Raw genomic sequence first — 21678 nt, 5'->3', positions numbered from 1 at the left:
CATGACTACTTGCCTGACCCATCCAACACTCCTACTTCTCAGAACCGGCTTCTTGAATGAAGCACTATGCTTTGTGGTGCAGCATGCGCTGTTTTACCTGTTGTTACAGACGTTTTGTTGACTGTAAAAAATTGGTAAAGCTCAACGGCGCGAAGCATAGCGCAGCACTCGTCGTATTTCCCTGCATAAAGCTGGTCAAGTGCGTTGCCCGCCGCTAGAATTGCGCACTTTTTGATCAGAGGCGCGCCCTAAGCGCCCGTCCGTCGGCTTTCGCACCAAGAAAGCGATGTCACAAAATACCGAGGTTAGACATGTCCACCACTCCTGCGCCGGCCAATCCAAAGGTTGGCTTTGTATCTCTGGGTTGCCCGAAAGCACTGGTCGACTCCGAGCGCATCCTGACCCAGCTGCGCATGGAAGGCTATGACGTGGTGTCCACCTATCAGGACGCCGACGTGGTCGTGGTCAACACCTGCGGTTTCATCGATTCGGCCAAGGCTGAGTCGCTGGAAGTGATCGGCGAGGCGATCAAGGAAAACGGCAAGGTCATCGTTACCGGTTGCATGGGCGTGGAAGAAGGCAACATCCGCAACGTCCACCCGAGCGTGCTGGCCGTGACCGGTCCGCAGCAGTACGAGCAAGTGGTCAACGCCGTGCACGAAGTGGTGCCACCGCGTAAGGATCACAACCCGCTGATCGACCTGGTGCCGCCGCAAGGCATCAAGCTGACCCCGCGTCACTACGCGTATCTGAAGATTTCCGAAGGCTGCAACCACAGCTGCTCGTTCTGCATCATCCCGTCGATGCGCGGCAAACTGGTCAGCCGTCCGGTCGGTGACGTGTTGGACGAAGCTCAGCGTCTGGTCAAATCCGGCGTTAAAGAGTTGCTGGTCATTTCGCAAGACACCAGCGCTTACGGCGTCGACGTGAAATACCGCACCGGTTTCTGGAACGGCGCGCCGGTGAAAACCCGCATGACCGAACTGTGTGAAGCGCTGAGCACGCTGGGCGTCTGGGTCCGTCTGCACTACGTTTACCCGTACCCGCACGTCGACGAGCTGATTCCGCTGATGGCCGCCGGCAAGATCCTGCCGTACCTGGACATCCCGTTCCAGCACGCCAGCCCGAAAGTGTTGAAGTCGATGAAACGCCCGGCGTTTGAAGACAAGACCCTGGCGCGCATCAAGAACTGGCGCGAAATCTGCCCGGACCTGATCATCCGTTCGACCTTCATCGTCGGCTTCCCGGGCGAGACCGAAGAAGACTTCCAGTACCTGCTGAACTGGCTGACCGAAGCCCAGCTCGACCGCGTCGGTTGCTTCCAGTACTCGCCGGTGGATGGCGCTCCGGCGAATGATCTGGATCTGGAGATCGTCCCGGACGAGGTCAAGCAGGATCGTTGGGATCGCTTCATGGCGCACCAGCAAGCGATCAGCTCGGCACGCCTGCAAATGCGTATCGGCCGTGAAATCGAAGTGCTGGTGGACGAAGTCGACGAGCAAGGCGCGGTCGGCCGCTGCTTCTTCGATGCCCCGGAAATCGATGGCAACGTGTTTATTGATAACGGCAGCAATCTGAAGCCGGGTGACAAGGTCTGGTGCAAGGTTACTGATGCTGACGAATATGATCTGTGGGCTGAGCAGATCTGATCTGAAGATCAAAAGCCCCTCACCCCAGCCCTCTCCCGGAGGGAGAGGGAGCTGACCGTGTTGTTCTTTCGAGGTACATCGACCTGAGCTATCCGGTTGAACTCAGGTTTGAACAGCATGAAGATCTGCTCCCTTCCCCCTCGCCCTCTCCCGGAGGGCGCGGGGACTGATCTATGTGTTCTTCCGAGCTGCACCGTCCTGAACGTTCGAGTCGAACTCAGGTTTTGAACAGCACAAAGATCTGCGCCCTTCCCCCCTCGCCCCCTTGGGGGAGAGGGGACTGATCGAGGTGTTCTTTCGAATTGCGGCGACTAGAAATATCCAGTCGGGCTCAGGTTTTGAACAGCATGAAGATCTGCTCCCTTCCCCCTCGCCCCCTCTGGGGGAGAGGGTTGGGGTGAGGGGGAGAGATCTTGCTGGCGACAGAAGTATCCAGCCAGACACCGCAATAAATACAGAAAGCCCCGCTCTTTTTACGAGATGCGGGGCTTTTTTACGGCTATCGTTTAGCGGGGGACGGACTCCCTTGAAACGGACAAGAGGCAGACGGGCATGCGTCACCATTCGGTCATCCACACGCCGAAACTCAGCGATTACCAGGAACTGACCCAGGTCTGGGAGGCCTCGGTTCGCGCCACCCATGATTTCCTGCCGGACAGCTATATCGAGCTGCTGCGCAATCTGGTGCTCAACCGCTATCTCGATGCGGTGATGCTGATCTGCACCAAGAATGCCAATCAGCGCATCACCGGGTTTGCCGGTGTCGCGGCGGGCAAGATCGAGATGCTGTTCATCGACCCGGATTTTCGTGGCCAGGGTTTGGGCAAGAAACTGCTCAACTACGCCATGCAGCATCTGAATGCCGATGAACTCGACGTCAACGAGCAGAACCCCCAGGCCTTGGGCTTCTACTTCAAACAAGGTTTTGAAGTGATCGGCCGTTCGGAAGTCGATGGCATGGGCCAGCCGTATCCGTTGCTACATATGCGTTTGCGACAGAATCAGCAACGCTCAAGCAACGGCTGACACAACCCAAAACAACTGTGGGAGCTAGCCTGCTAGCGATGCAGGCGACGCGGTCAGTCAGATACACCGCGGTGATGCAATCGCCAGCAGGCTGGCTCCCACAGGGAATTGCGAACAGCCTGTAAATGGAACCGGGCTTAACCGGCGCCACACAGGTACAATGCCCACCCCTTTTTTGTTACGGCCCTGTCATGACTGACCCGATTCGCCTCTCCAAACGCCTCATCGAACTGGTCGGTTGCTCCCGCCGGGAGGCCGAGCTGTTCATCGAGGGCGGCTGGGTCACCGTGGACGGCGAAGTGATTGACGAGCCGCAATTCAAGGTCGGCGAGCAGAAAGTCGAGCTCGACAAGGACGCCAAGGCCACCGCGCCGGAGCCGGTGACCATCCTGCTCAACGCCCCTGCCGGCATGGACGTCGAAACTGCCATGCAGTCGCTCAGCGCCGAAACCCTCAGCGAAGAACACCGCTTCAGCAAGCGCCCGTTGCGCGGGCACTTCCTGCGCCTGACCGCCAGCGCCGACCTGCAAGCCAAGGCTAGCGGCCTGCTGGTGTTCACTCAGGACTGGAAAATCCTGCGCAAACTCACCGCCGACGCCGCGAAGATCGAGCAGGAATATGTGGTTGAAGTCGAAGGGGACATGGTCGCCCACGGCCTTAATCGCTTGCAGCACGGCCTGACCCACAAGGGCAAGGAGCTGCCGCCGGTCAAAGCCAGCTGGCAGAACGAAAACCGTCTGCGCTTCGCCATGAAAAACCCGCAGCCGGGGATCATCGCCCAGTTCTGCGAAGCGGTGGGCCTGAAGGTCATCGGCATCCGCCGCATCCGCATCGGCGGCGTCTCGATCGGCAAGGTTCCGGTCGGCCAATGGCGCTACCTGTCCGGCAAAGAGAAGTTCTAAGGCTTCCACTGCCGCCACACATTTCGGCAGCGCGCCTGCGTGCTGCCCACAACGCTTATCAGGATTACTCACATGATTCATAACGACGTATTGCGCAGCGTGCGCTACATGCTCGACATCAGCGACAAGAAGGTTGTCGAGATCATCAAACTCGGCGGCATGGAAGTAGCGCTCGCCGACGTAGTGACCTGGCTCGACAAGAAAGAAGAAGACGAAGAAGGTTTCGTGCGCTGCCCGGACGAAGTCATCGCGCACTTCCTCGACGGTCTGGTGATCTTCAAACGTGGCAAGGACGAAAGCCGTCCGCCGCAGCCGATCGAAGTGCCAGTGACCAACAACATCATCCTGAAAAAGCTGCGCGTCGCTTTCGAACTGAAAGAAGACGATATGCACGCAATCCTCAAGGCGGCCGAGTTCCCGGTGTCCAAGCCTGAGCTGAGCGCGCTGTTCCGCAAGGTCGGCCACACCAACTACCGCCCGTGCGGCGACCAGTTGCTGCGCAACTTCCTCAAGGGGCTCACGCTGCGCGTGAGAGCTTAAAAGCAGCCTCAAGCTACAAGCTACAAGCTACAAGCTACAAGCTACAAGTTGCCACACCGCGTTAACTTGTAGCTTGCAGCTTGCCACTCGAAGCTGGCCGCATGGCCCACCATTCCTTTCGAAAATAGTGGCTCCGCTTTTCGCGGCTGACGACTAGGGTGTACTGATCCCTAGCACTCAGGATTCGCCATGCACCCGTATTTCTCCCTGCAAGGCCGCACCGCTCTGGTGACCGGCGGCACCCGTGGTATCGGCAAAATGATAGCCAAAGCCTTTGTCGAGGCTGGCGCGCGCGTCTATGTCTGCTCGCGCGATGCCGAGGCCTGCCATCAAACGGCCGAAGAGCTCAGCGCCTTGGGCAAGTGCCACGGCGTGGCGGCGAATCTGGCGACGGAAGAAGGCGTGCAGGAACTGGCCGCGCGCCTGGGCGAGCAGATCACGCATCTGGATATTCTGGTGAACAACGCCGGCACCACCTGGGGCGCGCCGCTGGAGAGTTACCCGGTCAAAGGCTGGGAGAAGGTCATGCAGCTCAACGTGACCTCGGTGTTCACCTGCATCCAGCAGTTTCTGCCGTTGTTGCGCAAGGCCGGGTCGGCGGCGAATCCGGCGCGGATTATCAACATTGGTTCGGTGGCGGGGATTTCTTCGTTTGGTGAGCAGGCGTATGCCTATGGGCCAAGCAAGGCGGCCCTGCATCAGTTGTCGCGGATTCTCGCGCGGGAGCTGGTGAGCCAGCACATCAACGTCAACGTGATCGCGCCGGGGCGGTTTCCGAGCAAGATGACGCAGCATATTGGCAGTGATGAGAAGGCGCTGGCTGAGGATACGGCGTTGATTCCGATGAAGCGCTGGGGACGCGAGGATGAGATGGCGGCGTTGGCGATCAGTCTGGCGAGTACGGCTGGGGCTTATATGACGGGGAATATTATTCCGTTGGATGGTGGGTTTAGCCTCTGAGATCGGCGGTGCGGCCTTCGCGAGCAGGCTCGCTCCCACATTGGATCTGTGTCATGCATATAACCCCTGTGGGAGCGAGCCTGCTCGCGAAGAGGCCAGCCCTGCCACCACCAGACTTGAGACGGGACGGGTTATCATGCCCACCCCTGCCCCGCTTCGAATGCAAACCATGACTTACAGCGTCTCCCCCATCGGCTTCGTGCGCTCCTGCTTCAAGGAGAAATTCGCCATCCCCCGCCAGCCACAACTGGCCCCCGCCGCCCGTGGTGTGCTGGAACTGGTGGCGCCGTTTGATCAGGGCGACGCGGTGCAGGGTCTGGAACAGGTCAGTCATGTCTGGCTGCTGTTTCTGTTTCATCAGGCACTGGAAGACAAACCTCGCTTGAAAGTGCGCCCGCCACGTTTAGGCGGCAACAAGTCCATGGGTGTGTTCGCAACCCGCGCGACTCACCGTCCCAACGGCATCGGCCAATCGGTGGTGAAACTGGACAAGGTCAAGGCCAATCGTCTGTTCATCTCCGGCATTGATCTGCTGGACGGCACGCCGATCCTCGACATCAAACCCTACGTGCCTTACGCCGACATCATCGCCGACGCCGCCAACAGCATCGCCAGCGCTGCGCCGCAGTTGATCGACGTGCAGTGGACGGACTCGGCGTTGAAACAAGCGCATACACACGCTCAGCGCCTCGACGAGCCGCTGGTTGAGCTGATTGAACAGTGTCTGGCTCAGGATCCGCGTCCGGCCTATCAAACCCCGGTGCCTGAGCGTGAATATGGCGCGCAATTCTGGGATCTGGATGTGCGCTGGCATTACCCGACGCCTGAGCAGATCCGCGTGCTCGAAGTCATCCCTGCCGAGGCCTGACCCCGAAAACGAAAAAGCCCGCGCTGCCTTCACAGGCAACGCGGGCTTTTACTGTCACACCACAAAACCAATTGTGGGAGCGAGCCTGCTCGCGAAGGCGTCATATCAGTCACCTAACATGTGCCTGATTCTCCGCTTTCGCGAGCAGGCTCGCTCCCACAGGTATTGCAGTTACTTCTCGACGAATGCACGCTCGATCAGGTAATCACCCGGCTCGCGCATCCGCGCCGAGATCTTCAGACCGAAGCTATCAAGCACTTCGCTGGTCTCGTCGAGCATGCTCGGGCTGCCGCAGATCATCGCGCGGTCGTCCTGCGGGTTGATCGGCGGCAGGCCGATGTCGCTGAACAGCTTGCCGCTGCGCATCAGGTCGGTCAGACGGCCCTGATTCTCGAAAGGCTCGCGAGTCACGGTCGGGTAGTAGATCAGCTTGTCACGCAGCGCTTCGCCGAAGAACTCGTTCTGCGGCAGGTGCTCGGTGATGAATTCGCGGTAGGCGACTTCGTTGACGTAACGCACACCGTGAACCAGGATCACTTTTTCAAAGCGCTCGTAGGTTTCCGGGTCCTGGATCACGCTCATGAACGGCGCCAGGCCAGTACCGGTGCTCAGCAGGTACAAGTGCTTGCCCGGGTTCAGGTCGTCGAGAACCAGGGTGCCGGTAGGCTTCTTCGAGATGATGATCTCGTCGCCTTCCTTCAAGTGCTGCAACTGCGAGGTCAGCGGGCCGTCCTGCACCTTGATGCTGAAGAATTCCAGATGCTCTTCCCAGTTCGGGCTGGCGATCGAGTAAGCGCGCATAAGCGGGCGGCCGTTGGGCTGTTGCAGGCCGATCATCACGAACTGACCGTTCTCGAAGCGCAGGCCCGGATCGCGGGTGCACTTGAAGCTGAACAGAGTGTCGTTCCAGTGATGAACACTGAGGACACGCTCGTGGTTCATGTTGCTCATGTACGTTTGACTCCTGGAGATTGGGTCTGCGCTGGCTTTTGAAGGCGACGGTGCGCAATTGCATCGCATTCTAATAGCGACGACAATATCTGTTAACTGGATTATTAAGATAAGGGTTATCGGTTATATCGATATGCGATTTACTCTCCGTCAACTGCAAGTCTTCGTCGCCGTCGCCCAGCAGGAAAGCGTATCCCGTGCTGCGGGTCTGCTCAACCTCTCGCAGTCGGCCGCCAGCACCTCGATCACCGAGCTCGAGCGCCAATCCAGCTGCCAGCTGTTCGATCGCGCCGGCAAACGGCTGAGCCTCAACGCCCTCGGCAAACAGCTGTTGCCGCAGGCGGTGGCGCTGCTTGATCAGGCCAAGGAAATCGAAGACCTGCTCAACGGCAAATCCGGTTTCGGCTCACTGTCGGTGGGCGCGACGCTGACCATCGGCAATTACCTGGCGACCTTGCTGATCGGCAGTTTCATGCAGCGCCACCCGGAAAGTCAGGTGAAACTGCACGTGCAGAACACTGCCAATATCGTGCAACAAGTCGCCCACTACGAAATTGATCTGGGTCTAATCGAAGGCGATTGCAGCCACCCGGACATCGAAGTGCAGAGCTGGGTCGAGGATGAGCTGGTGGTGTTCTGCGCGCCGCAGCATCCGTTGGCCCGACGCGGCAGTGCAAGCATGGAAGAGCTGACTCACGAAGCGTGGATTCTGCGTGAACAGGGTTCCGGCACGCGGCTGACCTTCGATCAGGCCATGCGGCACCATCGCAGCTCGCTGAATATCCGTCTGGAGCTTGAGCACACCGAAGCGATCAAACGCGCGGTGGAATCGGGGCTGGGGATTGGCTGCATCTCGCGGCTGGCGCTGCGCGACGCGTTCCGTCGCGGCAGTCTGGTGCCGGTGGAAACGCCGGATCTGGATCTAGCGCGACAGTTCTACTTCATCTGGCACAAGCAGAAGTACCAGACCTCGGCGATGCGCGAATTTCTCGACCTGTGCCGCGCTTTCACCGCCGGGGTGCAGCGCAGCGACGAGATCGTTTTGCCGACGATCGCTTAAAGCAGAATCACCGCCCACACCAGCGCGATCATGCTCAGTGCCACGAATTGCGCGGCGCTGCCCATGTCCTTGGCGTTCTTCGACAGCGGGTGCAGCTCCAGCGAGATACGATCAATGGCCGCTTCCACCGCCGAGTTCAGCAGCTCGACGATCAGCGCCAACAGGCACACGGCAATCAGCAAGGCCTGTTCCACACGGCTGACATTGAGGAAGAACGTCAGCGGAACCAGCACCACATTGAGCAGTACCAATTGGCGGAACGCCGCTTCGCCCGTGAAGGCTGCGCGCAGGCCGTCCAGCGAGTAACCGGAGGCATTGAGGATGCGTTTCAGGCCGGTCTGGCCCTTGAAAGGTGACATAAAGTAGAAACCAACCAAAAAGGAGTGGGAAAGCTAGATCAACAAAAGTCAAAAAAGCGTGAAGACGCCAGCCATTATTGGCTCGGAATTGACTCAAGTTGTTGCAGCAGTAAAGCCGCTTGCGTGCGGGTGCGCACATTCAGCTTGCGAAAGATCGCCGTGACGTGGGCCTTGATGGTCGCTTCCGACACACTCAACTCATAGGCAATCTGCTTGTTCAGCAAACCTTCGCAGACCATGGTCAACACACGGAACTGCTGCGGAGTGAGGCTGGCAAGACCATCGCTGGCGGCTTTGGCTTCGTCGGAAACGGCGACTGCCTCGAACGCTTGCGGCGGCCAGAACACATCGCCATCGAGTACTTTGCGCACGGCTTGCTGAATCACGCTGAGATCGCTGGACTTGGGAATAAAGCCGCTGGCGCCGAACTCACGGGATTTGACCATCACCGAAGCTTCTTCCTGGGCCGAAACCATCACCACCGGAATCTGTGGGTACTGGCCGCGCAGCATGACCAACCCGGAAAACCCGAAAGCGCCGGGCATGTTCAGGTCCAGCAGGACCAGATCCCAGTCGGCCTTTTCGGTCAGGCGCGCTTCCAGCTCGGCGATGCTCGCCACTTCCACCAGCCGCACATCCGGGCCAAGGCCCAGCGTCACCGCTTGATGCAGGGCACTTCGAAACAGAGGGTGATCATCGGCAATCAGGATGTCGTATGTGGCCATTTTTCAAATGATCCTGTTTTTGATGGCAGACGCGGCGCATTCCGGTCTGGCCAAAGCAACTCAAGATGCCGCTTTCAAGCGATATCCACAGGGGCACGTTCAACGCCAATCAACAGCAAACACGGCGTTTCAAACCTTGGCCGCCCCCTAAACGGCGCCAAGCATGCCCAGCGAAGACGGGGTGGTCAAGCAGCGCGGCCGCTGGCTTGTACAGTATGGGCCACTATTGCGCCAACTCTGGCTGCGGCTTTCGTATATAGGGCAGCAACTCAGCGTGGGCTGGCGTCGATTCATTCATGTCCAACTGTTGTTTGGCGCCGAGGTAATGCTGGCTGAACACGTCGAAATAGGCGTCCAGCGCAGAAGCGGCGTCGCTGTCACCGGCCAGTTCCAGGCACAACGCCACGACTTCGGCGGTGCACAGGTGCTCGCTGCGGGTCGAGCGGCGCAAGCGGTAGCGCGAAAGTTTGTCGGGCAGCAGGCTCAAGATCGGCAAGCGGTCGAAATACGGGCTCTTGCGGAAAATCTTCCGCGCCTCGGTCCAGGTGGCATCGAGCAGAATGAACAGCGGGCGCTTGCTGTTATCGGGAGCGACCGTATTGGTCACCCGTGACGGCTCGACGTATTCGCCGGGAAACACCAGATACGGTTGCCATTGCGGGTCGTTGAGCAGCGCCAGCATCTGTGGATCGGGCTCGGTGCGCGACCAGATGAATGCGTGGTTATCGCGCACCACATCGGCAATCAGCCATCCCGTGTTGCTCGGTTTGAACACTTCCTTGCCGGTCATGATCAAGCACACGCCCGAACGCGTTTCGACACTCGGCCGCCAGGCGCACAGGCAATGGCTGATGATCACCCGACAGTCGCGGCAACGCTCGGAGCGAAAGCCACGGGCCTGAATCGGCTTGATGCCTTCATCTTCACGCTGGTCACGCAGACGAGCGACGGCGTTGGGGGCATGGTTCATCGCGGATAACGCCGAAAAGCAGGAAAACTCGACACGAACAACACTCGGCAGGGCAATAAAGGCCGGCAGTTTACCAGAGCGACGGGCACAAGCCTGTACCCTCCCGACCGGCTCCCCTATAATTCGCCGCCACTGAACGCACAGTCACGTGGCTGGTCGAACCACCAGTCACTGAACCAGGAGAGTTTCATGCTGCGCCTTATCGTTCCCACCGCTGCCATTCTGCTGGCGTCGTCCTTCACCGCTCAGGCTGCCTCCCTGAGTGAGCAGAATCTGAACCGCGAGCTGCGCAACGTCGCCGCCCAGAGCAGCGTCGGCACGCCCCGCGCCATCAGTGAAGACATTCTTGATCAGGGCTTCACCGTTGAAGGCACGCAGTTGATCAACCACCTGAGCGTGCAAAAGAGCCACGCCGACAAGATGCGCGCTGACCCTAAAGCCGTGTATTTCCAGTTGGGCGCCTCAGTGTGCAACAACCCATCGTTCCGCAAGCTGATGGCCAAGGGCGCGATCATGCGTTACGACTTCACCGAAGTGAAAACCAACAAAGCGATCGGCTCCGCCAGTTACCAGGAATCGGATTGCCCGAAAGCCGCCCCGGCGAAGAAGAAGTAATTATCGCGAATTGGCGCGCCGCTGTTCATCCTCGGCGCGCAGTTCGGCCAGCAAGGCCTGTAAATAGTGTGAGCGGCGCTCGCCGCCCGCCAACCGCCGGCAGCACTCCTCTTCGAGACTGAGATGATTGGTCTCGGCTGCTGCCTTCAACATTCGATACAGCTGCGTATCGATCTCCAGAATCACTCTGGCCATGTGTCCCGCCTCCTTGCCACCCACAAATCCTTGAATCGCGTGCACCGTAACGCAAAGCTGTCGTACGACGCCTGTAAGTTAGTTAATCAGAGGGATTGCCGCTCGGCGCAGGTTCGGACGAGCGGTGAAGGAACCGGCGAACAATCAATAAACGGTTGCCAGGCAAAACGTTGCGGCGCAATGATCAAGTCAGCGCAAATGCGCGCAAGGGTCTAGATTCAGAGTATTCCCGATCATTTTTCAACGGCAGGAAAGGAACTGCCGATCGTGTGTTTTTTGCAGCGCGGCACTGACGCCGCTCGTCAGGGCCACCCGCTCTGTGCAGAAGGAGACGTTGAATGCCTTACCAACCGAATGACCTCTTGAGCCGTCATTTTCAGGAAAGCGGTCCCGACCTCATCAGCCAGGTCGAAGAACAACTCAACCGTGTTTCCCCCAACAGCCCGAATATCCCCATCTACCGCGACATGATCCTGACCGTGCTGCGCATGGCTCAGGAAGACCACAACCGCTGGAACGCCAAGATCACCCTGCAGGCCCTGCGCGAACTGGAGCAGGCGTTCCGGGTGCTGGAACAATTCAAGGGCCGACGCAAAGTTACTGTGTTCGGCTCGGCGCGCACACCCGTCGAACATCCGCTGTATGCGATGGCCCGTGAACTCGGCGCGGCGTTGACCCGCTCGGGGATGATGGTCATCACTGGCGCCGGGGGCGGCATCATGGCTGCCGCACATGAAGGTGCCGGCCGCGATCACAGCCTCGGTTTCAACATTACCCTGCCCTTCGAGCAGCATGCCAACCCCACCGTCGATGGCACCGGTAATCTGCTGCCATTCCACTTCTTCTTCACGCGAAAACTGTTTTTCGTCAAAGAAGCCGACGCGCTGGTCTTGTGCCCGGGCGGTTTCGGCACGCTGGATGAAGCTCTGGAAGTACTGACGTTGATCCAGACCGGTAAAAGTCCATTGGTGCCGGTGGTGCTGCTGGATGCACCCGGCGGAACGTTCTGGCAAGGCGCGATGGACTTCATCCGCCAGCAATTGGAGAGCAATCGCTACATCCTGCCGACTGACATGAAGCTGATGCGTCTGGTTTACACCGTTGAGGAAGCGGTGGAACAGATCAACCAGTTCTACAGCAACTTCCACTCCAGCCGTTGGCTCAAGCGTCAATTCGTGATTCGTATGCATCACAAGCTCAGCGATCAAGCGCTGGAACATATGCAGGAGGCCTTTGCCGATCTGTGCCTGAGCGACCAGTTTCATCAACACGCCTACAGCGGTGAGGAGCAGGATGAAGCGCAGTACAGCCATCTGGTGCGACTGGCCTTTGCCTTCAATGCCCGCACTCATGGGCGTCTGAGGGAGTTGATCGACTACATCAACCTGCCGGAAAACTGGGCTCATTCAAAACCGCAAACAGCGCAACGTTCGCGCGAACCCTCCAAGGTAATTTGAGGGCAAAAAAAAACGGCCCGCTATTTTCATAGCGGGCCGTTTTTATTGAAGCAGCTTAATCGTCCATCCCTCGACCGCTGAACAAGCGGTTGATCATCTCCATCGAGAACCCTCGATACGCCAGAAACCGACCTTGCTTGGCCCGTTCTTTCGCATCAATCGGTAAATGCCCGGAGAACTTACGCCGCCAGGTGTCCTGAAGTTGTTCCTGCCAACTGATACCGCTTTCGCGCAGCGCGAGTTCGATATCGGCGCGTTGCAACCCTCGCTGGCTAAGTTCCTCGCGAATCCGCAGAGGGCCATAACCGGAGCGGGCGCGGTAGGAAACAAAGCTTTCAAGGTAACGGGCTTCGGAAAGCAGCCCTTCTTCCGTCAAACGGTCGAGGGCTGTTTCGATCATATCCGCCTCGGCGCCGCGCTGACGCAGTTTGCGCGTCAGCTCGACTCGACCGTGCTCGCGGCGTGCGAGCAGGTCCATGGCGGTTCGCCGCACAGCGACGAGGGTATCGAGTACGGCGGTGGTCATCGCTGCATTCAGATATCAGCGTCGGCCAGGTCGTCTTCAGTCTCTTTGACTGCAGAGGCCTTGGAGTCGATCACTGCCGGCGTCAGCAGCTTGTCACGCAGTTGTTTCTCGAGCTTCGCGGCGATTTCCGGGTTGTCTGCCAGGAACTTGGCCGAGTTGGCCTTGCCCTGACCGATCTTGGTGCCTTCGTAGGCATACCAGGCGCCGGATTTTTCAACAAAACCGTGCAGCACGCCCAAGTCGATCATCTCACCATTGAGGTAGATGCCTTTGCCGTAAAGAATCTGGAACTCGGCCTGACGGAACGGCGAAGCCACCTTGTTCTTCACAACCTTGACGCGGGTTTCGCTGCCGACCACTTCGTCGCCTTCCTTCACCGCGCCGGTACGGCGGATGTCGAGACGAACCGAGGCGTAGAACTTCAGCGCGTTACCACCGGTGGTGGTTTCCGGGCTACCGAACATCACGCCGATCTTCATACGGATCTGGTTGATGAAGATTACCAGGCAGTTGGCGTTCTTGATGTTACCGGTGATTTTACGCAGCGCCTGGGACATCAGACGGGCTTGCAGGCCCACGTGCATGTCACCCATTTCGCCTTCGATTTCAGCTTTCGGTACCAGTGCTGCCACGGAGTCGACGATGATCACGTCAACAGCGTTGGAGCGCACCAGCATGTCGGTGATTTCCAGCGCCTGTTCGCCGGTGTCCGGCTGGGACACCAGCAGGTCGTCGACGTTGACGCCCAGTTTGCCGGCGTACTCAGGATCGAGGGCGTGTTCGGCGTCGACGAATGCGCAGGTCGCGCCGGCTTTTTGCGCCTGGGCGATCACGGACAAGGTCAGCGTGGTTTTACCGGAAGATTCCGGACCGTAGATTTCAACGATACGGCCTTTTGGCAGGCCGCCAATGCCGAGCGCGATGTCCAGACCCAGAGAGCCAGTGGAGATAGCCGGGATCGCCTGACGGTCCTGATCGCCCATACGCATCACGGCACCCTTGCCGAATTGACGTTCGATCTGACCCAGGGCCGCAGCCAAGGCTTTCTTCTTGTTGTCGTCCATTAAAGTCCTCACGTAATCAATAAGGCCTGACGGCCAACACCTGTATAAGTAGCCAGTATTATTCCACAGCGTTCGCGGATCGCCTACCCCTGATTTTCGATTTCTCGTGCCGCTAGTCGCAGGAGCCCCTCTAGCGCGGCCTTCACCGTTTGTCGGCGGACATCATCGCGGTTGCCGGGGAAGTGTTGAACCTCACTGCTCACCGTCTCGCCAACGCCCCACGCCAGCCACACCGTGCCGACCGGTTTGTTCGGCGATCCGCCGTCCGGCCCGGCCACACCACTGACGGCTACGGCAAATCGCGCCAGGCTTTTGTCCTGGGCGCCACGCACCATCGCCTCAACGACCTCGCGACTGACTGCGCCCACCGTTTCGAACAACTCGGTCGGTACATTCAGTTGCTGGGTTTTCTGACGGTTGGAGTAGGTCACATAACCCGCCTCGAACCACGCCGAACTGCCCGGGATCCGGGTGATCGCTTCTGCGATGCCGCCACCGGTACAGGACTCGGCGGTGGTGACGTGGGCATTGAGCAGTTGCAGACGTCGGCCAAGGTCGGCGGCCAGTTGAGTGATCTCTTTCACGGCGTGCTCCGGATCGTGTGGAATGCCTCCACCGTACACGACCCGGTTGCGCTTTCAATACACAGACTCATTCAAAATGTTCGGGCGCCAGCGCTCTGACATACGCCTGACAAGCCTGCAAGGCAATCAGTCCACGGTCGCCGGTGTCGGTGATGGCGACAATTCGTTGAGCATGCGCCGGGTCAAGTCGGGCGCGTACGGTTGCATGATCCACGCTGCCGGCGCTGGCGGCGGCTGGCACGTTGCAGCCTGGGGCAGCGTCGCTGGCGTCGAGAAGGACTGACAGGCGCACATCAGCAGTGGCAAGACGATCGCGCAGGCGATCCTGATCACGTTGGGCATCGCTCAGTGCTCGATAGTGGGTTTGTTCACTGGCCGCGAGCCGTTGCTCCAGCGCCAGGCGTTTATCCTGCTCGGCCTGTTGCACGGCGGCGGCAGTCTGGGTCAGTTGATTGAGGGTTTCGCCGTTTAACCGCGCCTGCTCGGCCAATTGCCGGCCGTAGCGCCACTCCTGCAACTGCCAGGCCGCTGCAAACGCACCCGCAGCCAGCAACAGGACGCCAATCACTCGCCAGGGGATTGGCATAGCACCGCCCTCGCCCGCGCCCAGATGTCCAGGCGATCCTGCAAGCCGTTCAACCCGCCGTTGATGCGTCGGGTGATGGTGTTGAACTGATCGCGATCGGCCAGTTCGTTCAAGCCGTTCTGCTCCCAGAACCAAGCGGCAGACTCAGCGGCCCATTGCGGTTGTTCGAGCAGCTCGGGCAGCGACAGCAGGCGCTCATCGCCGAACAGGCCGAGGCTGCACTGGCGGTAATTCGAGCGGCCGGTAATCTGGATCAACCCGCGCCCTCGGTATTTTTGCCCGTCGCCGTCGGCCTCAGGAGTGTTGCCCAGACGCAAGGCCAACGTACCCGTGTCGTACTTGCTCAGGTATTGGTTGTTGCCCAGTTCCCGCACATAGCGCAGTTGCCCCGACTCATGGCCGACCTGGGCAAGGAACGCCGCGACGCGTTTAGGCGAGTCAATATGGCGGCGCGCCATGGCGCTGTTGAGCGGCGAAACAAAAACGCCCGCTTGGGAGCGGGCGTTGGGCATGATGTCGATAAGGTTGTTTTCAGTTATTTGCATAATGCTTGATCCTCCCTGGATATTGCCCCGATTGAATCACGGTTGACGGCCAATGCCGCTCAGCCACTTTTTTGCCAGAGTTTTCAGGGTGCTGTCCGGCGTCAGTTCTTCGGGGGTTGCGAACACCCAACCGAGGGTGCCGAAGTTGGCGGTCCAGTCGATTTGCGGTGCTGGAGTGATTTCAGTGATGTCGATCCAGAGCAGATCCGGATGAAACATCTCGGCCATATTTCCGTCGGTGGAGAAGAGTTCGACCACGGTGTTCTGGGTGATGCGTGCGTAGGTTTTCATCAGGCGTACTCGTAGATGATCACGGCACCGGGAGCGCCTGCTGCGCCCGGTCTACCCGGCTGATTGGTTGTGTTAGCGATCCCGCCCGCGCCTGAACCATAACCGGAACCGGGGGCAGCCACACTCAATGCGACGCTACTCGCATAACCACCACTGCCAAGCGGTGAGTTTGCGCCATGCCCGGCAAGTGTTGATCCGGTGAGGCACATCCCTGGGTTGCCGGCCGCACCTGCCGAATTGACAATGTTGCCGCCACTTGAGGTTTGGCTGGGAAAACCACCCACATACAAGCCGAATCCAGGAAGCGTGAGTGGAGTATTCCAAGGGGACCCGCCACCTCCGGTGGCCGAAACCAATGAGCCCAGCGAACTGGTACCGCCACTTCCCCCGCCTGTGCCGACAACACCCGCCGCGCCCCCAGCCCCCACGGTAATCATTTGGCTCTGCCCGATCGCGGCAGAGGATAACCAGGCTTGTGCGTAGCTACCGGAAGCGCCACCGCCTGTAAGGGAAACCTGGGTAGAGTTGGTCGCACCGATTCCCGAGCTGCCACCACCTCCGCCGACGATGGTGACCCATACGTTCTTCATTCCCACTGCTGGCACATAGATGCCGGACGCGGTAAATGTCCTGATCCCCAAGAGCCGGCCACTTGCAGCATTGCCACCACTCGCATACACCAGCACCCAACTATCCAGTGCTGCGCTGTACACCACCGAACACACACTACCGCCGACAATCTCCGCAGACCGCAACGCACTCAGCCCAAGGCTCAATAGTGGCTTGGGCATCAACCCGTTCGGCGCAAACGTACTCGCCCCGGTATTGGCATTACCGGCAGTAAAGCGCAGCGCCAAGCCGTCCTTCAATACGTTGACGGCAGGCACATAATTGGCCATGTACAGATTGGCCGCACCGATGTCAGTGGCATATTTATCTTCACCTGCCTGACTGAGTTTTTTCACCGCTTGCAACAACTGGGTTGCATCGGCTTCGCTCGGCTCAAGGCCGGCGGATTTGACGACGTTCAACAACTCATCGGTGACGCTGTTGCCCCAGGTCGCCGGGATCAGGGATCCGGGCAATCCCGCAACGACGTCTTCATTGACGAATTTGCCATTCACCAGCCCGACGCTGGGAACGCTTTTTGGATAGTCCACGTTAGTTCCTCAACTGTCTGTCCGAAGCAAGCCTTCCAGCCAGTCAGGCTCAACGGGTCGGGAAAGCAAATTCGGGAAGTCCGGGTCATTCGGCCAATCGCGCAGTGCCTGCCGATACGCCAATAGTTGTTTGAATTCCTCGGAGCGCAAAGTCGTGCCCTCGCCCACTTCCAGTTCTTCGGCATCACGAAACACCAACCACTGGGTGTTTTGCAGAACATGGTTGCGCCATGCGCGCTCGTGGCTGGCAAGCGTTGCAGGAGAAACGACGGGGTCGGTCAAAAGGGGCTGACCACTGGCACTGGCGCTGATGACTTTGCCGCTCGCCTGCCCGGCAAACAGTTCGGTGTATTGCGCCTGGGTGATTTCTACGGCGCCTTCGGGTAACTCCGGACCGGGGTTTTCGACCCGATCGAATCCGAGTGTCTGTGCGTAAAAGTGAATAACCATGGTCAGTACCCCCAAACCAGTATGCGACCGGAAAGTCCTGGCTCCGCCCTTACACTGGAAGCCATTACGTTTCGAACCCGAGCGGCCGCTGTCGTCGTTGTAGAGTTATTGCCATCAAATGACCAAACGGTTACGTTGCCGCCCCCCCAACCGGGGGGGTTCCCTTCATCGGCAACACCCGCTAAAACCGCATTGGGAAACCTGATCGGCAACGACACCGACATGTTGCCATTGACATCGGATCCCCCCATCACCCACTGCATGATCAAACCGCCGGGAAATTTCTGATAGCCGGTGGTGCCGAACTGTGCGGCGTAACTGGCCGAGTACTTCAGCGCAGCGGTGCCGTACACCACCCACATTCCAGCCTCTTTGACGAAGTTTGCACTCTCACCATTGTTCATCACGATCGACGCCAGATAACCCCCTTGGGGGCTGATCTGTGCACCGGTTTTACTGGCCACCGTGACGGGTGCGTTATTACGGCAATGCAAGCTGATCGTGGCGCCGCTCGGCACCGTGGGCGCGGCCGCATCCGGAAGCGTCACTGTATAAGTCGTATTACCGCCCAGACCGATCGAGCAACCGACATCGGCCAGGGTCAACTGTGTGGCAGCGGTTATCCCCCGAGCACTGGCGTGACTGCCCAGAGCCCGCTGCACAAACTCGGCTGTTGCCGCCGAGCGTCCGCCATCGAACTGCGGAGCGGTCATGAACAACGCCGGACTGCGTAGCGCAGCCACCAATTGATTGTTCGATGCCTCGTTCGGCGCCATCCCGGCCGCCTGAACGACGTTGAGAATTTCTTGCGTGACGCTGTTGCCCCATGTCGCCGGGATCAGCGAACCGGGTTTTCCGGCAATCGGGTCCTCATCGACAAACTGGCCGTTGACCAGCCCGACACTGGGCACACTTTTGGGATAGTCCAATGTTCATCTCCTTGATTGAAAAATACACGTTCAGCCAGACACGCTGGCTAACCAAAGCGGCACTGACGGCCGGGAATCCGCTGCGGGAAAAAGCGCCGAATCAGGCCAGTCGCGCAGCGCTTGTCGGTACTCGAGCAGTTCCAGATATTGCGCAGCCTTGAGCAAGGTTCCGCGCCCCAGTTCCTGCTCATCGCGATGGCGAGTGACCAGCCATTCGGTCGCTGAAAGGGATGCCTGACGCCAGTTACGTTCCGCTGCCGCAGACGCTTGATCTGCAACAACCGGCGCCTCGAGGATCACCGGACTTTGCTGCGCGGGCAGTGGGTCGGCAGCTGTCGGCAATTCACTGATCGGCGCGCCGATTTCGACCGCCTGACCATCCGGCACTCGCACCATCGACTCGACAAAAGACGGCGCGAACAGTTGGCTGATTGCGTAGTCACCGGTGTCGATCCGTTCGACGACTACGCCGTTCTCGATCCGTGCATAAACGGCCATTACTCGTACTCCCAGATTTCACAGAAGGCGTTGCCGCCGACACCGCTAAGGACAGAGGCGGATGCATTGGTTGAACAAGAACCACTGCCACCCGAGCCTCGGACGCCTGCGAAACCCGGATTGTTTACGCCCCTGTAGGGGCCGCCACCGTCAAACGGACTCGCTGCTCCGCCTCCGGAGAGCATTCCCCAATTGCCGTTGAACATTGCGTAGCCACCGGTGTGACCCCGAGCATTGGCCAGGTTGCCGCCCACGGCGTCTTGACCTCCAGTGCCACCCTGAACGTACCCCGAGGATGAGGTTGTCGTATCGATGTTCAGGACCTGTGCGCCGCTGCCTCCTGCAACGCTCATGTAGGAGCCGAAGGACGCCCCACCGCCTGCCAGGCCCATCGTAGTGCTGGCAGCTCCACCGGCCCCCAAAGAAACGGGCACGCCGGCAAGCATCTGGGGCGTCACGTCAAACAGGCTCTCCGCATAGGCCCCCGATCCGCCGCCGCCACCGAGACGTAGATTCCCGGAGGCGACAGATGAACAACCGCCGCCAGATCCACCGGCCCCCACCAGCCGAACACGAATACGTTTGGCCTGAGGGTTAGGCTTGTAAACCGTGATCCCGACCGTCTCGATCTGCCGGACTGCCAATAGTCGTCCCACCGCATCGGTGATGCCGTAGCCACTCAAAGTCGTCGGGGTATTTTTCAGTTTCTTGAAGTCGACCAGTGCGCCAATAGCTGTGGCCAGTTGATCGGTTTTGGCTTCATCCGGTGTCAATCCGGCGGCCTTGATCGCGTTGAGAATTTCTTGCGTGACGCTGTTACCCCACGCAGCGGGAATCAACGATCCCGGTGTTCCGACGAGGGGGTTTTCATCGACGAAGCCGCCGTTGACCAAGCCAACACCAGCAACGGTTTTTGGATAGTCCACTTCAGAGTCTCCAGTTTTTTACAGGCAGCCGAGAGCCGGCAGCACGAGGCCACCTGTAACGCAGTTAGTGGGCAGGTTCAGTCAGACGGAGGGGGATACAACCAGCTTTGCAGGGGCAACCGGCCAGTCAATGGACAATGGATAGTCAGGTTGCAGTTCAATATTTGCCAACTTCAGTGCATAGCGTTTCCAAACCTGCAGTACAGTCAATTGATCACTGGATGCCTCACCCAACTCATAAGCGTATTGCAGAGGAGCTACACGAATGACTACTTCTTGCAGGCGCTTGTCGCGCTCGATCTCCGCCTGTGCAACGAAGGCAGCGCGCTGCGCCTCCAGATCCAGTTCCCAGTCATTGTTCTTCCAGACGTAGTACTCGCCGGGACGTGCCTTGGAGGTCAGATAGTCAGGCAATGGACCTAACTCCGACCAATAGGAAGCCATGCCGGTGTCTTTGTAATAGACAATCGTGTTGCGCAAGTCGATCAGTTGGGAGGCGATTCCGTTGCGCCATACCCAGGCATAGCCAGGTTCAGCAGGTGGCAATTGTTCCGCCAACTCGATCACATTGCCGGGAACCTGAATACCTATTCCGGGAGTAATCGGCAACTCGATAGGCCCGGTCATTTCTTTGTTCGCTTCGTTTACAACATAGTAATAAGTCATTGTTCACTTCCTTTTGTGGCTGAGAAATGCCGCAGAGCAGCGGCGTCAGATGAGTTTGATCCTGCCGGGATAGGCCATGTTGCGCGGGCGGGTTTCGACACCACCGGTGTTTTCGGTAAACCCAAGACTGATGTTGGCCTGATTAAACAAGGCGTCAGGCGCCGCGTTCGGTGCCGACACCAGCGGAACGCCCAGCATGTCGCTTTTGAGTTCGTGTCGATGAGCGCGGAACATGTCGACCTGCCAACTTCCAATGGAGCGACCGGCATCAGCCCCGCGCCCCTCATCGAACACTCTGATGAATTCACCTCGACCCTCCGGCCCGCGAAAGGTCAACGTGCCGTCTCCGCTGGTCCAGCCCCCCTCTGCGCCGACCCTCGCGGCTTCGGTGGTCAGGGCGCCGGACTGCTGCGCGTGATCCCACAACCACGGCCAGTCGCTGCGGCTGAATACCGCGCCGTTAAGCTGACCGTATCCTCCGGGGTTAAGCAGTGCCGTGGTCTCGAAGACAGCCCGGCCCAACGGTGTGCCATCGAAGCGTCCGATCGGCCACCAGTTGCCTGCGCCATCACTGCGTAGATGCCACCAGTCCCCCGAGCCCATCAGTACAAAAAAGGGATAACCGGCTGCGACAAGATGGGTATGAAATCTGATTTTGTCGGTGCCCGACGCGCGCACTGCCAGGCGCGATGTCGAGTTGTCGACCCGACGGACTATGACGTCGCGAACCCCTAACGCAAGGTCCGCCGGCGGCAGGCTGATGGTGGTCGCACCACTGCTCGCATTGACGAGCACCAGCCCGAGTTCATTTGCCGCCAACGCTTTGGAGGTCGATACATTGGTCACTAAAGTTGCCATCGGGCTGGCCAACGCCAACAGCGCCTGCAAGGCTTTGAGCAGTTGTCGGTTATCACCTTCAGCAGGCGCCAGTCCCGCTCCGGTGACAACGTTGAGTATTTCCTCGGTGACGGCATTTCCCCACACCGCCGGAATCAAAGACCCCGGCGTACCCGCCACCGGGTTTTCATCGACGAAGCGGCCATCGACCAGGCCGACGCTGGGGACGCTTTTTGGATAATCCATAGGTTGTTCGTTCCTTTGAAATGACAAATGACCGGCGTCGACACAGCGTCTTCTGCGTGCCTGTCCACGGTCTGTTTTCTGAAAATAAAAAGC

General features: G+C 59.1%; 28 protein-coding genes. 10 read left to right on the top strand and 18 right to left on the bottom strand.

The genetic code is table 11. The features are described 5' to 3' along the window. Positions 1–311: 311 nt before the first annotated feature. The 6 genes from rimO (at position 312) to tsaA (ending at position 5945) form a co-directional block, all read left to right on the top strand. Positions 312–1649, top strand: coding sequence for a 30S ribosomal protein S12 methylthiotransferase RimO (rimO, locus tag HU718_RS07115; protein ID WP_095112452.1), 1338 nt, complete (start codon positions 312–314; stop codon positions 1647–1649). Between the two features lie 552 nt (positions 1650–2201). Continuing rightward, a complete protein-coding gene (locus HU718_RS07110) occupies positions 2202–2675 on the top strand; it encodes a GNAT family N-acetyltransferase (RefSeq protein WP_186612556.1) in 474 nt (157 codons plus the stop codon). A gap of 191 nt (positions 2676–2866) precedes the next feature. Beyond that, positions 2867–3577: an rRNA pseudouridine synthase gene (locus HU718_RS29970; RefSeq protein WP_095119232.1), complete on the top strand. Its 711-nt coding sequence runs from the start codon at positions 2867–2869 to the stop codon at positions 3575–3577. 72 nt (positions 3578–3649) lie between these two features. Further along, complete coding sequence (locus tag HU718_RS07100; protein WP_034154940.1) at positions 3650–4117, top strand: YehS family protein; 468 nt, start codon at positions 3650–3652, stop codon at positions 4115–4117. Between the two features lie 189 nt (positions 4118–4306). Beyond that, positions 4307–5077, top strand: a complete 771-nt coding sequence (locus HU718_RS07095; RefSeq protein ID WP_186612554.1) for an SDR family oxidoreductase — start codon at positions 4307–4309, stop codon at positions 5075–5077. A 169-nt stretch (positions 5078–5246) separates the two neighbouring features. After that, positions 5247–5945, top strand: coding sequence for a tRNA (N6-threonylcarbamoyladenosine(37)-N6)-methyltransferase TrmO (gene tsaA, locus HU718_RS07090; protein WP_186612552.1), 699 nt, complete (start codon positions 5247–5249; stop codon positions 5943–5945). 171 nt (positions 5946–6116) lie between these two features. Here tsaA and fpr read toward each other — a convergent pair whose 3' ends face one another. Then, a complete protein-coding gene (fpr, locus tag HU718_RS07085) occupies positions 6117–6896 on the bottom strand; it encodes a ferredoxin-NADP reductase (RefSeq protein ID WP_007908723.1) in 780 nt (259 codons plus the stop codon). 133 nt (positions 6897–7029) lie between these two features. On the opposite strand from fpr, the gene HU718_RS07080 reads away from it, so the two are divergent. Beyond that, complete coding sequence (locus HU718_RS07080) at positions 7030–7956, top strand: LysR family transcriptional regulator (RefSeq protein ID WP_186612550.1); 927 nt, start codon at positions 7030–7032, stop codon at positions 7954–7956. Here the strand turns inward: HU718_RS07080 and HU718_RS07075 are convergent. Both HU718_RS07075 and erdR read right to left on the bottom strand, forming a co-directional pair. Further along, positions 7953–8315, bottom strand: a complete 363-nt coding sequence (locus tag HU718_RS07075) for a diacylglycerol kinase (protein ID WP_042557932.1) — start codon at positions 8313–8315, stop codon at positions 7953–7955. The genes HU718_RS07080 and HU718_RS07075 overlap by 4 nt on opposite strands. Positions 8316–8389: 74 nt before the next feature. Next, entirely contained in the window at positions 8390–9040 is a 651-nt protein-coding gene (gene erdR, locus HU718_RS07070; RefSeq protein WP_016985724.1) for a response regulator transcription factor ErdR, read from the bottom strand. Between erdR and HU718_RS07065 the strand changes: the two genes are divergently transcribed. Continuing rightward, entirely contained in the window at positions 9033–9191 is a 159-nt protein-coding gene (locus HU718_RS07065) for a hypothetical protein (RefSeq protein WP_176470048.1), read from the top strand. The two genes, erdR and HU718_RS07065, sit on opposite strands and share 8 nt — an antisense overlap. Before the next feature lie 72 nt (positions 9192–9263). Here the strand turns inward: HU718_RS07065 and HU718_RS07060 are convergent, their stop codons facing one another. Next, positions 9264–10010: a tRNA-uridine aminocarboxypropyltransferase gene (locus HU718_RS07060; protein WP_186612548.1), complete on the bottom strand. Its 747-nt coding sequence runs from the start codon at positions 10008–10010 to the stop codon at positions 9264–9266. Between the two features lie 189 nt (positions 10011–10199). Between HU718_RS07060 and HU718_RS07055 the strand changes: the two genes are divergently transcribed. Next, positions 10200–10625: a PA3611 family quorum-sensing-regulated virulence factor gene (locus HU718_RS07055; RefSeq protein WP_016985722.1), complete on the top strand. Its 426-nt coding sequence runs from the start codon at positions 10200–10202 to the stop codon at positions 10623–10625. Here HU718_RS07055 and HU718_RS07050 read toward each other — a convergent pair whose 3' ends face one another. After that, the gene (locus HU718_RS07050; protein WP_150706119.1) at positions 10626–10820 is read right to left on the bottom strand and encodes a hypothetical protein; all 195 of its coding nucleotides are present in this window, start codon (positions 10818–10820) and stop codon (positions 10626–10628) included. Between the two features lie 338 nt (positions 10821–11158). Here HU718_RS07050 and HU718_RS07045 point away from each other — a divergent pair, with 338 nt between their 5' ends. After that, the gene (locus HU718_RS07045; protein WP_150706118.1) at positions 11159–12277 is read left to right on the top strand and encodes an LOG family protein; all 1119 of its coding nucleotides are present in this window, start codon (positions 11159–11161) and stop codon (positions 12275–12277) included. 55 nt (positions 12278–12332) lie between these two features. On the opposite strand, the gene recX is transcribed toward HU718_RS07045, so the two are convergent. The 13 genes from recX to HU718_RS06980 form a co-directional block, all read right to left on the bottom strand. After that, complete coding sequence (gene recX, locus HU718_RS07040; protein ID WP_150706117.1) at positions 12333–12803, bottom strand: recombination regulator RecX; 471 nt, start codon at positions 12801–12803, stop codon at positions 12333–12335. Between the two features lie 8 nt (positions 12804–12811). Next, entirely contained in the window at positions 12812–13867 is a 1056-nt protein-coding gene (gene recA / locus HU718_RS07035; protein ID WP_007908746.1) for a recombinase RecA, read from the bottom strand. Positions 13868–13950: 83 nt separating this feature from the next. Then, on the bottom strand, positions 13951–14451 hold the full coding sequence (locus HU718_RS07030) for a CinA family protein (RefSeq protein WP_150706116.1): 501 nt from the start codon (positions 14449–14451) through the stop codon (positions 13951–13953). Positions 14452–14518: 67 nt separating this feature from the next. Beyond that, positions 14519–15037 carry a lysis system i-spanin subunit Rz gene (locus HU718_RS07025; RefSeq protein WP_186612545.1) on the bottom strand — a complete coding sequence of 173 codons (519 nt, stop codon included), beginning with the start codon at positions 15035–15037 and terminating at the stop codon, positions 14519–14521. Continuing rightward, on the bottom strand, positions 15016–15582 hold the full coding sequence (locus tag HU718_RS07020; protein ID WP_095119243.1) for a glycoside hydrolase family 19 protein: 567 nt from the start codon (positions 15580–15582) through the stop codon (positions 15016–15018). The genes HU718_RS07025 and HU718_RS07020 overlap by 22 nt, the downstream gene beginning before the upstream one ends. Positions 15583–15618: 36 nt before the next feature. Further along, positions 15619–15873 carry a hypothetical protein gene (locus tag HU718_RS07015; RefSeq protein ID WP_077571366.1) on the bottom strand — a complete coding sequence of 85 codons (255 nt, stop codon included), beginning with the start codon at positions 15871–15873 and terminating at the stop codon, positions 15619–15621. Then, a complete protein-coding gene (locus HU718_RS07010) occupies positions 15873–17033 on the bottom strand; it encodes a glycine-rich domain-containing protein (protein WP_150706113.1) in 1161 nt (386 codons plus the stop codon). The genes HU718_RS07015 and HU718_RS07010 overlap by 1 nt, the downstream gene beginning before the upstream one ends. Before the next feature lie 9 nt (positions 17034–17042). After that, positions 17043–17483, bottom strand: a complete 441-nt coding sequence (locus HU718_RS07005) for a phage tail assembly chaperone (protein ID WP_186612544.1) — start codon at positions 17481–17483, stop codon at positions 17043–17045. Positions 17484–17485: 2 nt separating this feature from the next. Then, positions 17486–18412 (bottom strand): gp53-like domain-containing protein, encoded by a 927-nt coding sequence (locus tag HU718_RS07000; RefSeq protein ID WP_186612542.1) that lies wholly within the window; start codon positions 18410–18412, stop codon positions 17486–17488. Positions 18413–18442: 30 nt separating this feature from the next. Further along, positions 18443–18910: a phage tail assembly chaperone gene (locus HU718_RS06995; RefSeq protein ID WP_150706111.1), complete on the bottom strand. Its 468-nt coding sequence runs from the start codon at positions 18908–18910 to the stop codon at positions 18443–18445. Next, a complete protein-coding gene (locus HU718_RS06990; RefSeq protein WP_150811844.1) occupies positions 18910–19836 on the bottom strand; it encodes a glycine-rich domain-containing protein in 927 nt (308 codons plus the stop codon). Before HU718_RS06990 ends, HU718_RS06995 begins: the two co-directional genes overlap by 1 nt. Before the next feature lie 81 nt (positions 19837–19917). Further along, positions 19918–20502: a tail fiber assembly protein gene (locus HU718_RS06985; RefSeq protein WP_150706109.1), complete on the bottom strand. Its 585-nt coding sequence runs from the start codon at positions 20500–20502 to the stop codon at positions 19918–19920. Positions 20503–20547: 45 nt separating this feature from the next. Continuing rightward, the gene (locus tag HU718_RS06980) at positions 20548–21585 is read right to left on the bottom strand and encodes a phage tail protein (protein ID WP_186612540.1); all 1038 of its coding nucleotides are present in this window, start codon (positions 21583–21585) and stop codon (positions 20548–20550) included. Positions 21586–21678 lie beyond the last annotated feature (93 nt).

This window comes from Pseudomonas tensinigenes (assembly GCF_014268445.2).
Lineage (GTDB): Bacteria > Pseudomonadota > Gammaproteobacteria > Pseudomonadales > Pseudomonadaceae > Aquipseudomonas > Aquipseudomonas tensinigenes.
This window is presented reverse-complemented; position numbering and strand designations above follow the sequence as displayed.

Bases quoted from the DNA above. Each gene is read 5' to 3' on its own strand.
- rimO (WP_095112452.1), top strand. From the start codon at position 312: ATGTCCACCACTCCTGCGCCGGCCAATCCAAAGGTTGGCTTTGTATCT.
- HU718_RS07110 (WP_186612556.1), top strand. From the start codon at position 2,202: ATGCGTCACCATTCGGTCATCCACACGCCGAAACTCAGCGATTACCAG.
- HU718_RS29970 (WP_095119232.1), top strand. From the start codon at position 2,867: ATGACTGACCCGATTCGCCTCTCCAAACGCCTCATCGAACTGGTCGGT.
- HU718_RS07100 (WP_034154940.1), top strand. From the start codon at position 3,650: ATGATTCATAACGACGTATTGCGCAGCGTGCGCTACATGCTCGACATC.
- HU718_RS07095 (WP_186612554.1), top strand. From the start codon at position 4,307: ATGCACCCGTATTTCTCCCTGCAAGGCCGCACCGCTCTGGTGACCGGC.
- tsaA (WP_186612552.1), top strand. From the start codon at position 5,247: ATGACTTACAGCGTCTCCCCCATCGGCTTCGTGCGCTCCTGCTTCAAG.
- fpr (WP_007908723.1), bottom strand. From the start codon at position 6,896: ATGAGCAACATGAACCACGAGCGTGTCCTCAGTGTTCATCACTGGAAC.
- HU718_RS07080 (WP_186612550.1), top strand. From the start codon at position 7,030: ATGCGATTTACTCTCCGTCAACTGCAAGTCTTCGTCGCCGTCGCCCAG.
- HU718_RS07075 (WP_042557932.1), bottom strand. From the start codon at position 8,315: ATGTCACCTTTCAAGGGCCAGACCGGCCTGAAACGCATCCTCAATGCC.
- erdR (WP_016985724.1), bottom strand. From the start codon at position 9,040: ATGGCCACATACGACATCCTGATTGCCGATGATCACCCTCTGTTTCGA.
- HU718_RS07060 (WP_186612548.1), bottom strand. From the start codon at position 10,010: ATGAACCATGCCCCCAACGCCGTCGCTCGTCTGCGTGACCAGCGTGAA.
- HU718_RS07055 (WP_016985722.1), top strand. From the start codon at position 10,200: ATGCTGCGCCTTATCGTTCCCACCGCTGCCATTCTGCTGGCGTCGTCC.
- HU718_RS07050 (WP_150706119.1), bottom strand. From the start codon at position 10,820: ATGGCCAGAGTGATTCTGGAGATCGATACGCAGCTGTATCGAATGTTG.
- HU718_RS07045 (WP_150706118.1), top strand. From the start codon at position 11,159: ATGCCTTACCAACCGAATGACCTCTTGAGCCGTCATTTTCAGGAAAGC.
- recX (WP_150706117.1), bottom strand. From the start codon at position 12,803: ATGACCACCGCCGTACTCGATACCCTCGTCGCTGTGCGGCGAACCGCC.
- recA (WP_007908746.1), bottom strand. From the start codon at position 13,867: ATGGACGACAACAAGAAGAAAGCCTTGGCTGCGGCCCTGGGTCAGATC.
- HU718_RS07025 (WP_186612545.1), bottom strand. From the start codon at position 15,037: ATGCCAATCCCCTGGCGAGTGATTGGCGTCCTGTTGCTGGCTGCGGGT.
- HU718_RS07020 (WP_095119243.1), bottom strand. From the start codon at position 15,582: ATGCAAATAACTGAAAACAACCTTATCGACATCATGCCCAACGCCCGC.
- HU718_RS07015 (WP_077571366.1), bottom strand. From the start codon at position 15,873: ATGAAAACCTACGCACGCATCACCCAGAACACCGTGGTCGAACTCTTC.
- HU718_RS07005 (WP_186612544.1), bottom strand. From the start codon at position 17,483: ATGGTTATTCACTTTTACGCACAGACACTCGGATTCGATCGGGTCGAA.
- HU718_RS06995 (WP_150706111.1), bottom strand. From the start codon at position 18,910: ATGGCCGTTTATGCACGGATCGAGAACGGCGTAGTCGTCGAACGGATC.
- HU718_RS06985 (WP_150706109.1), bottom strand. From the start codon at position 20,502: ATGACTTATTACTATGTTGTAAACGAAGCGAACAAAGAAATGACCGGG.
- HU718_RS06980 (WP_186612540.1), bottom strand. From the start codon at position 21,585: ATGGATTATCCAAAAAGCGTCCCCAGCGTCGGCCTGGTCGATGGCCGC.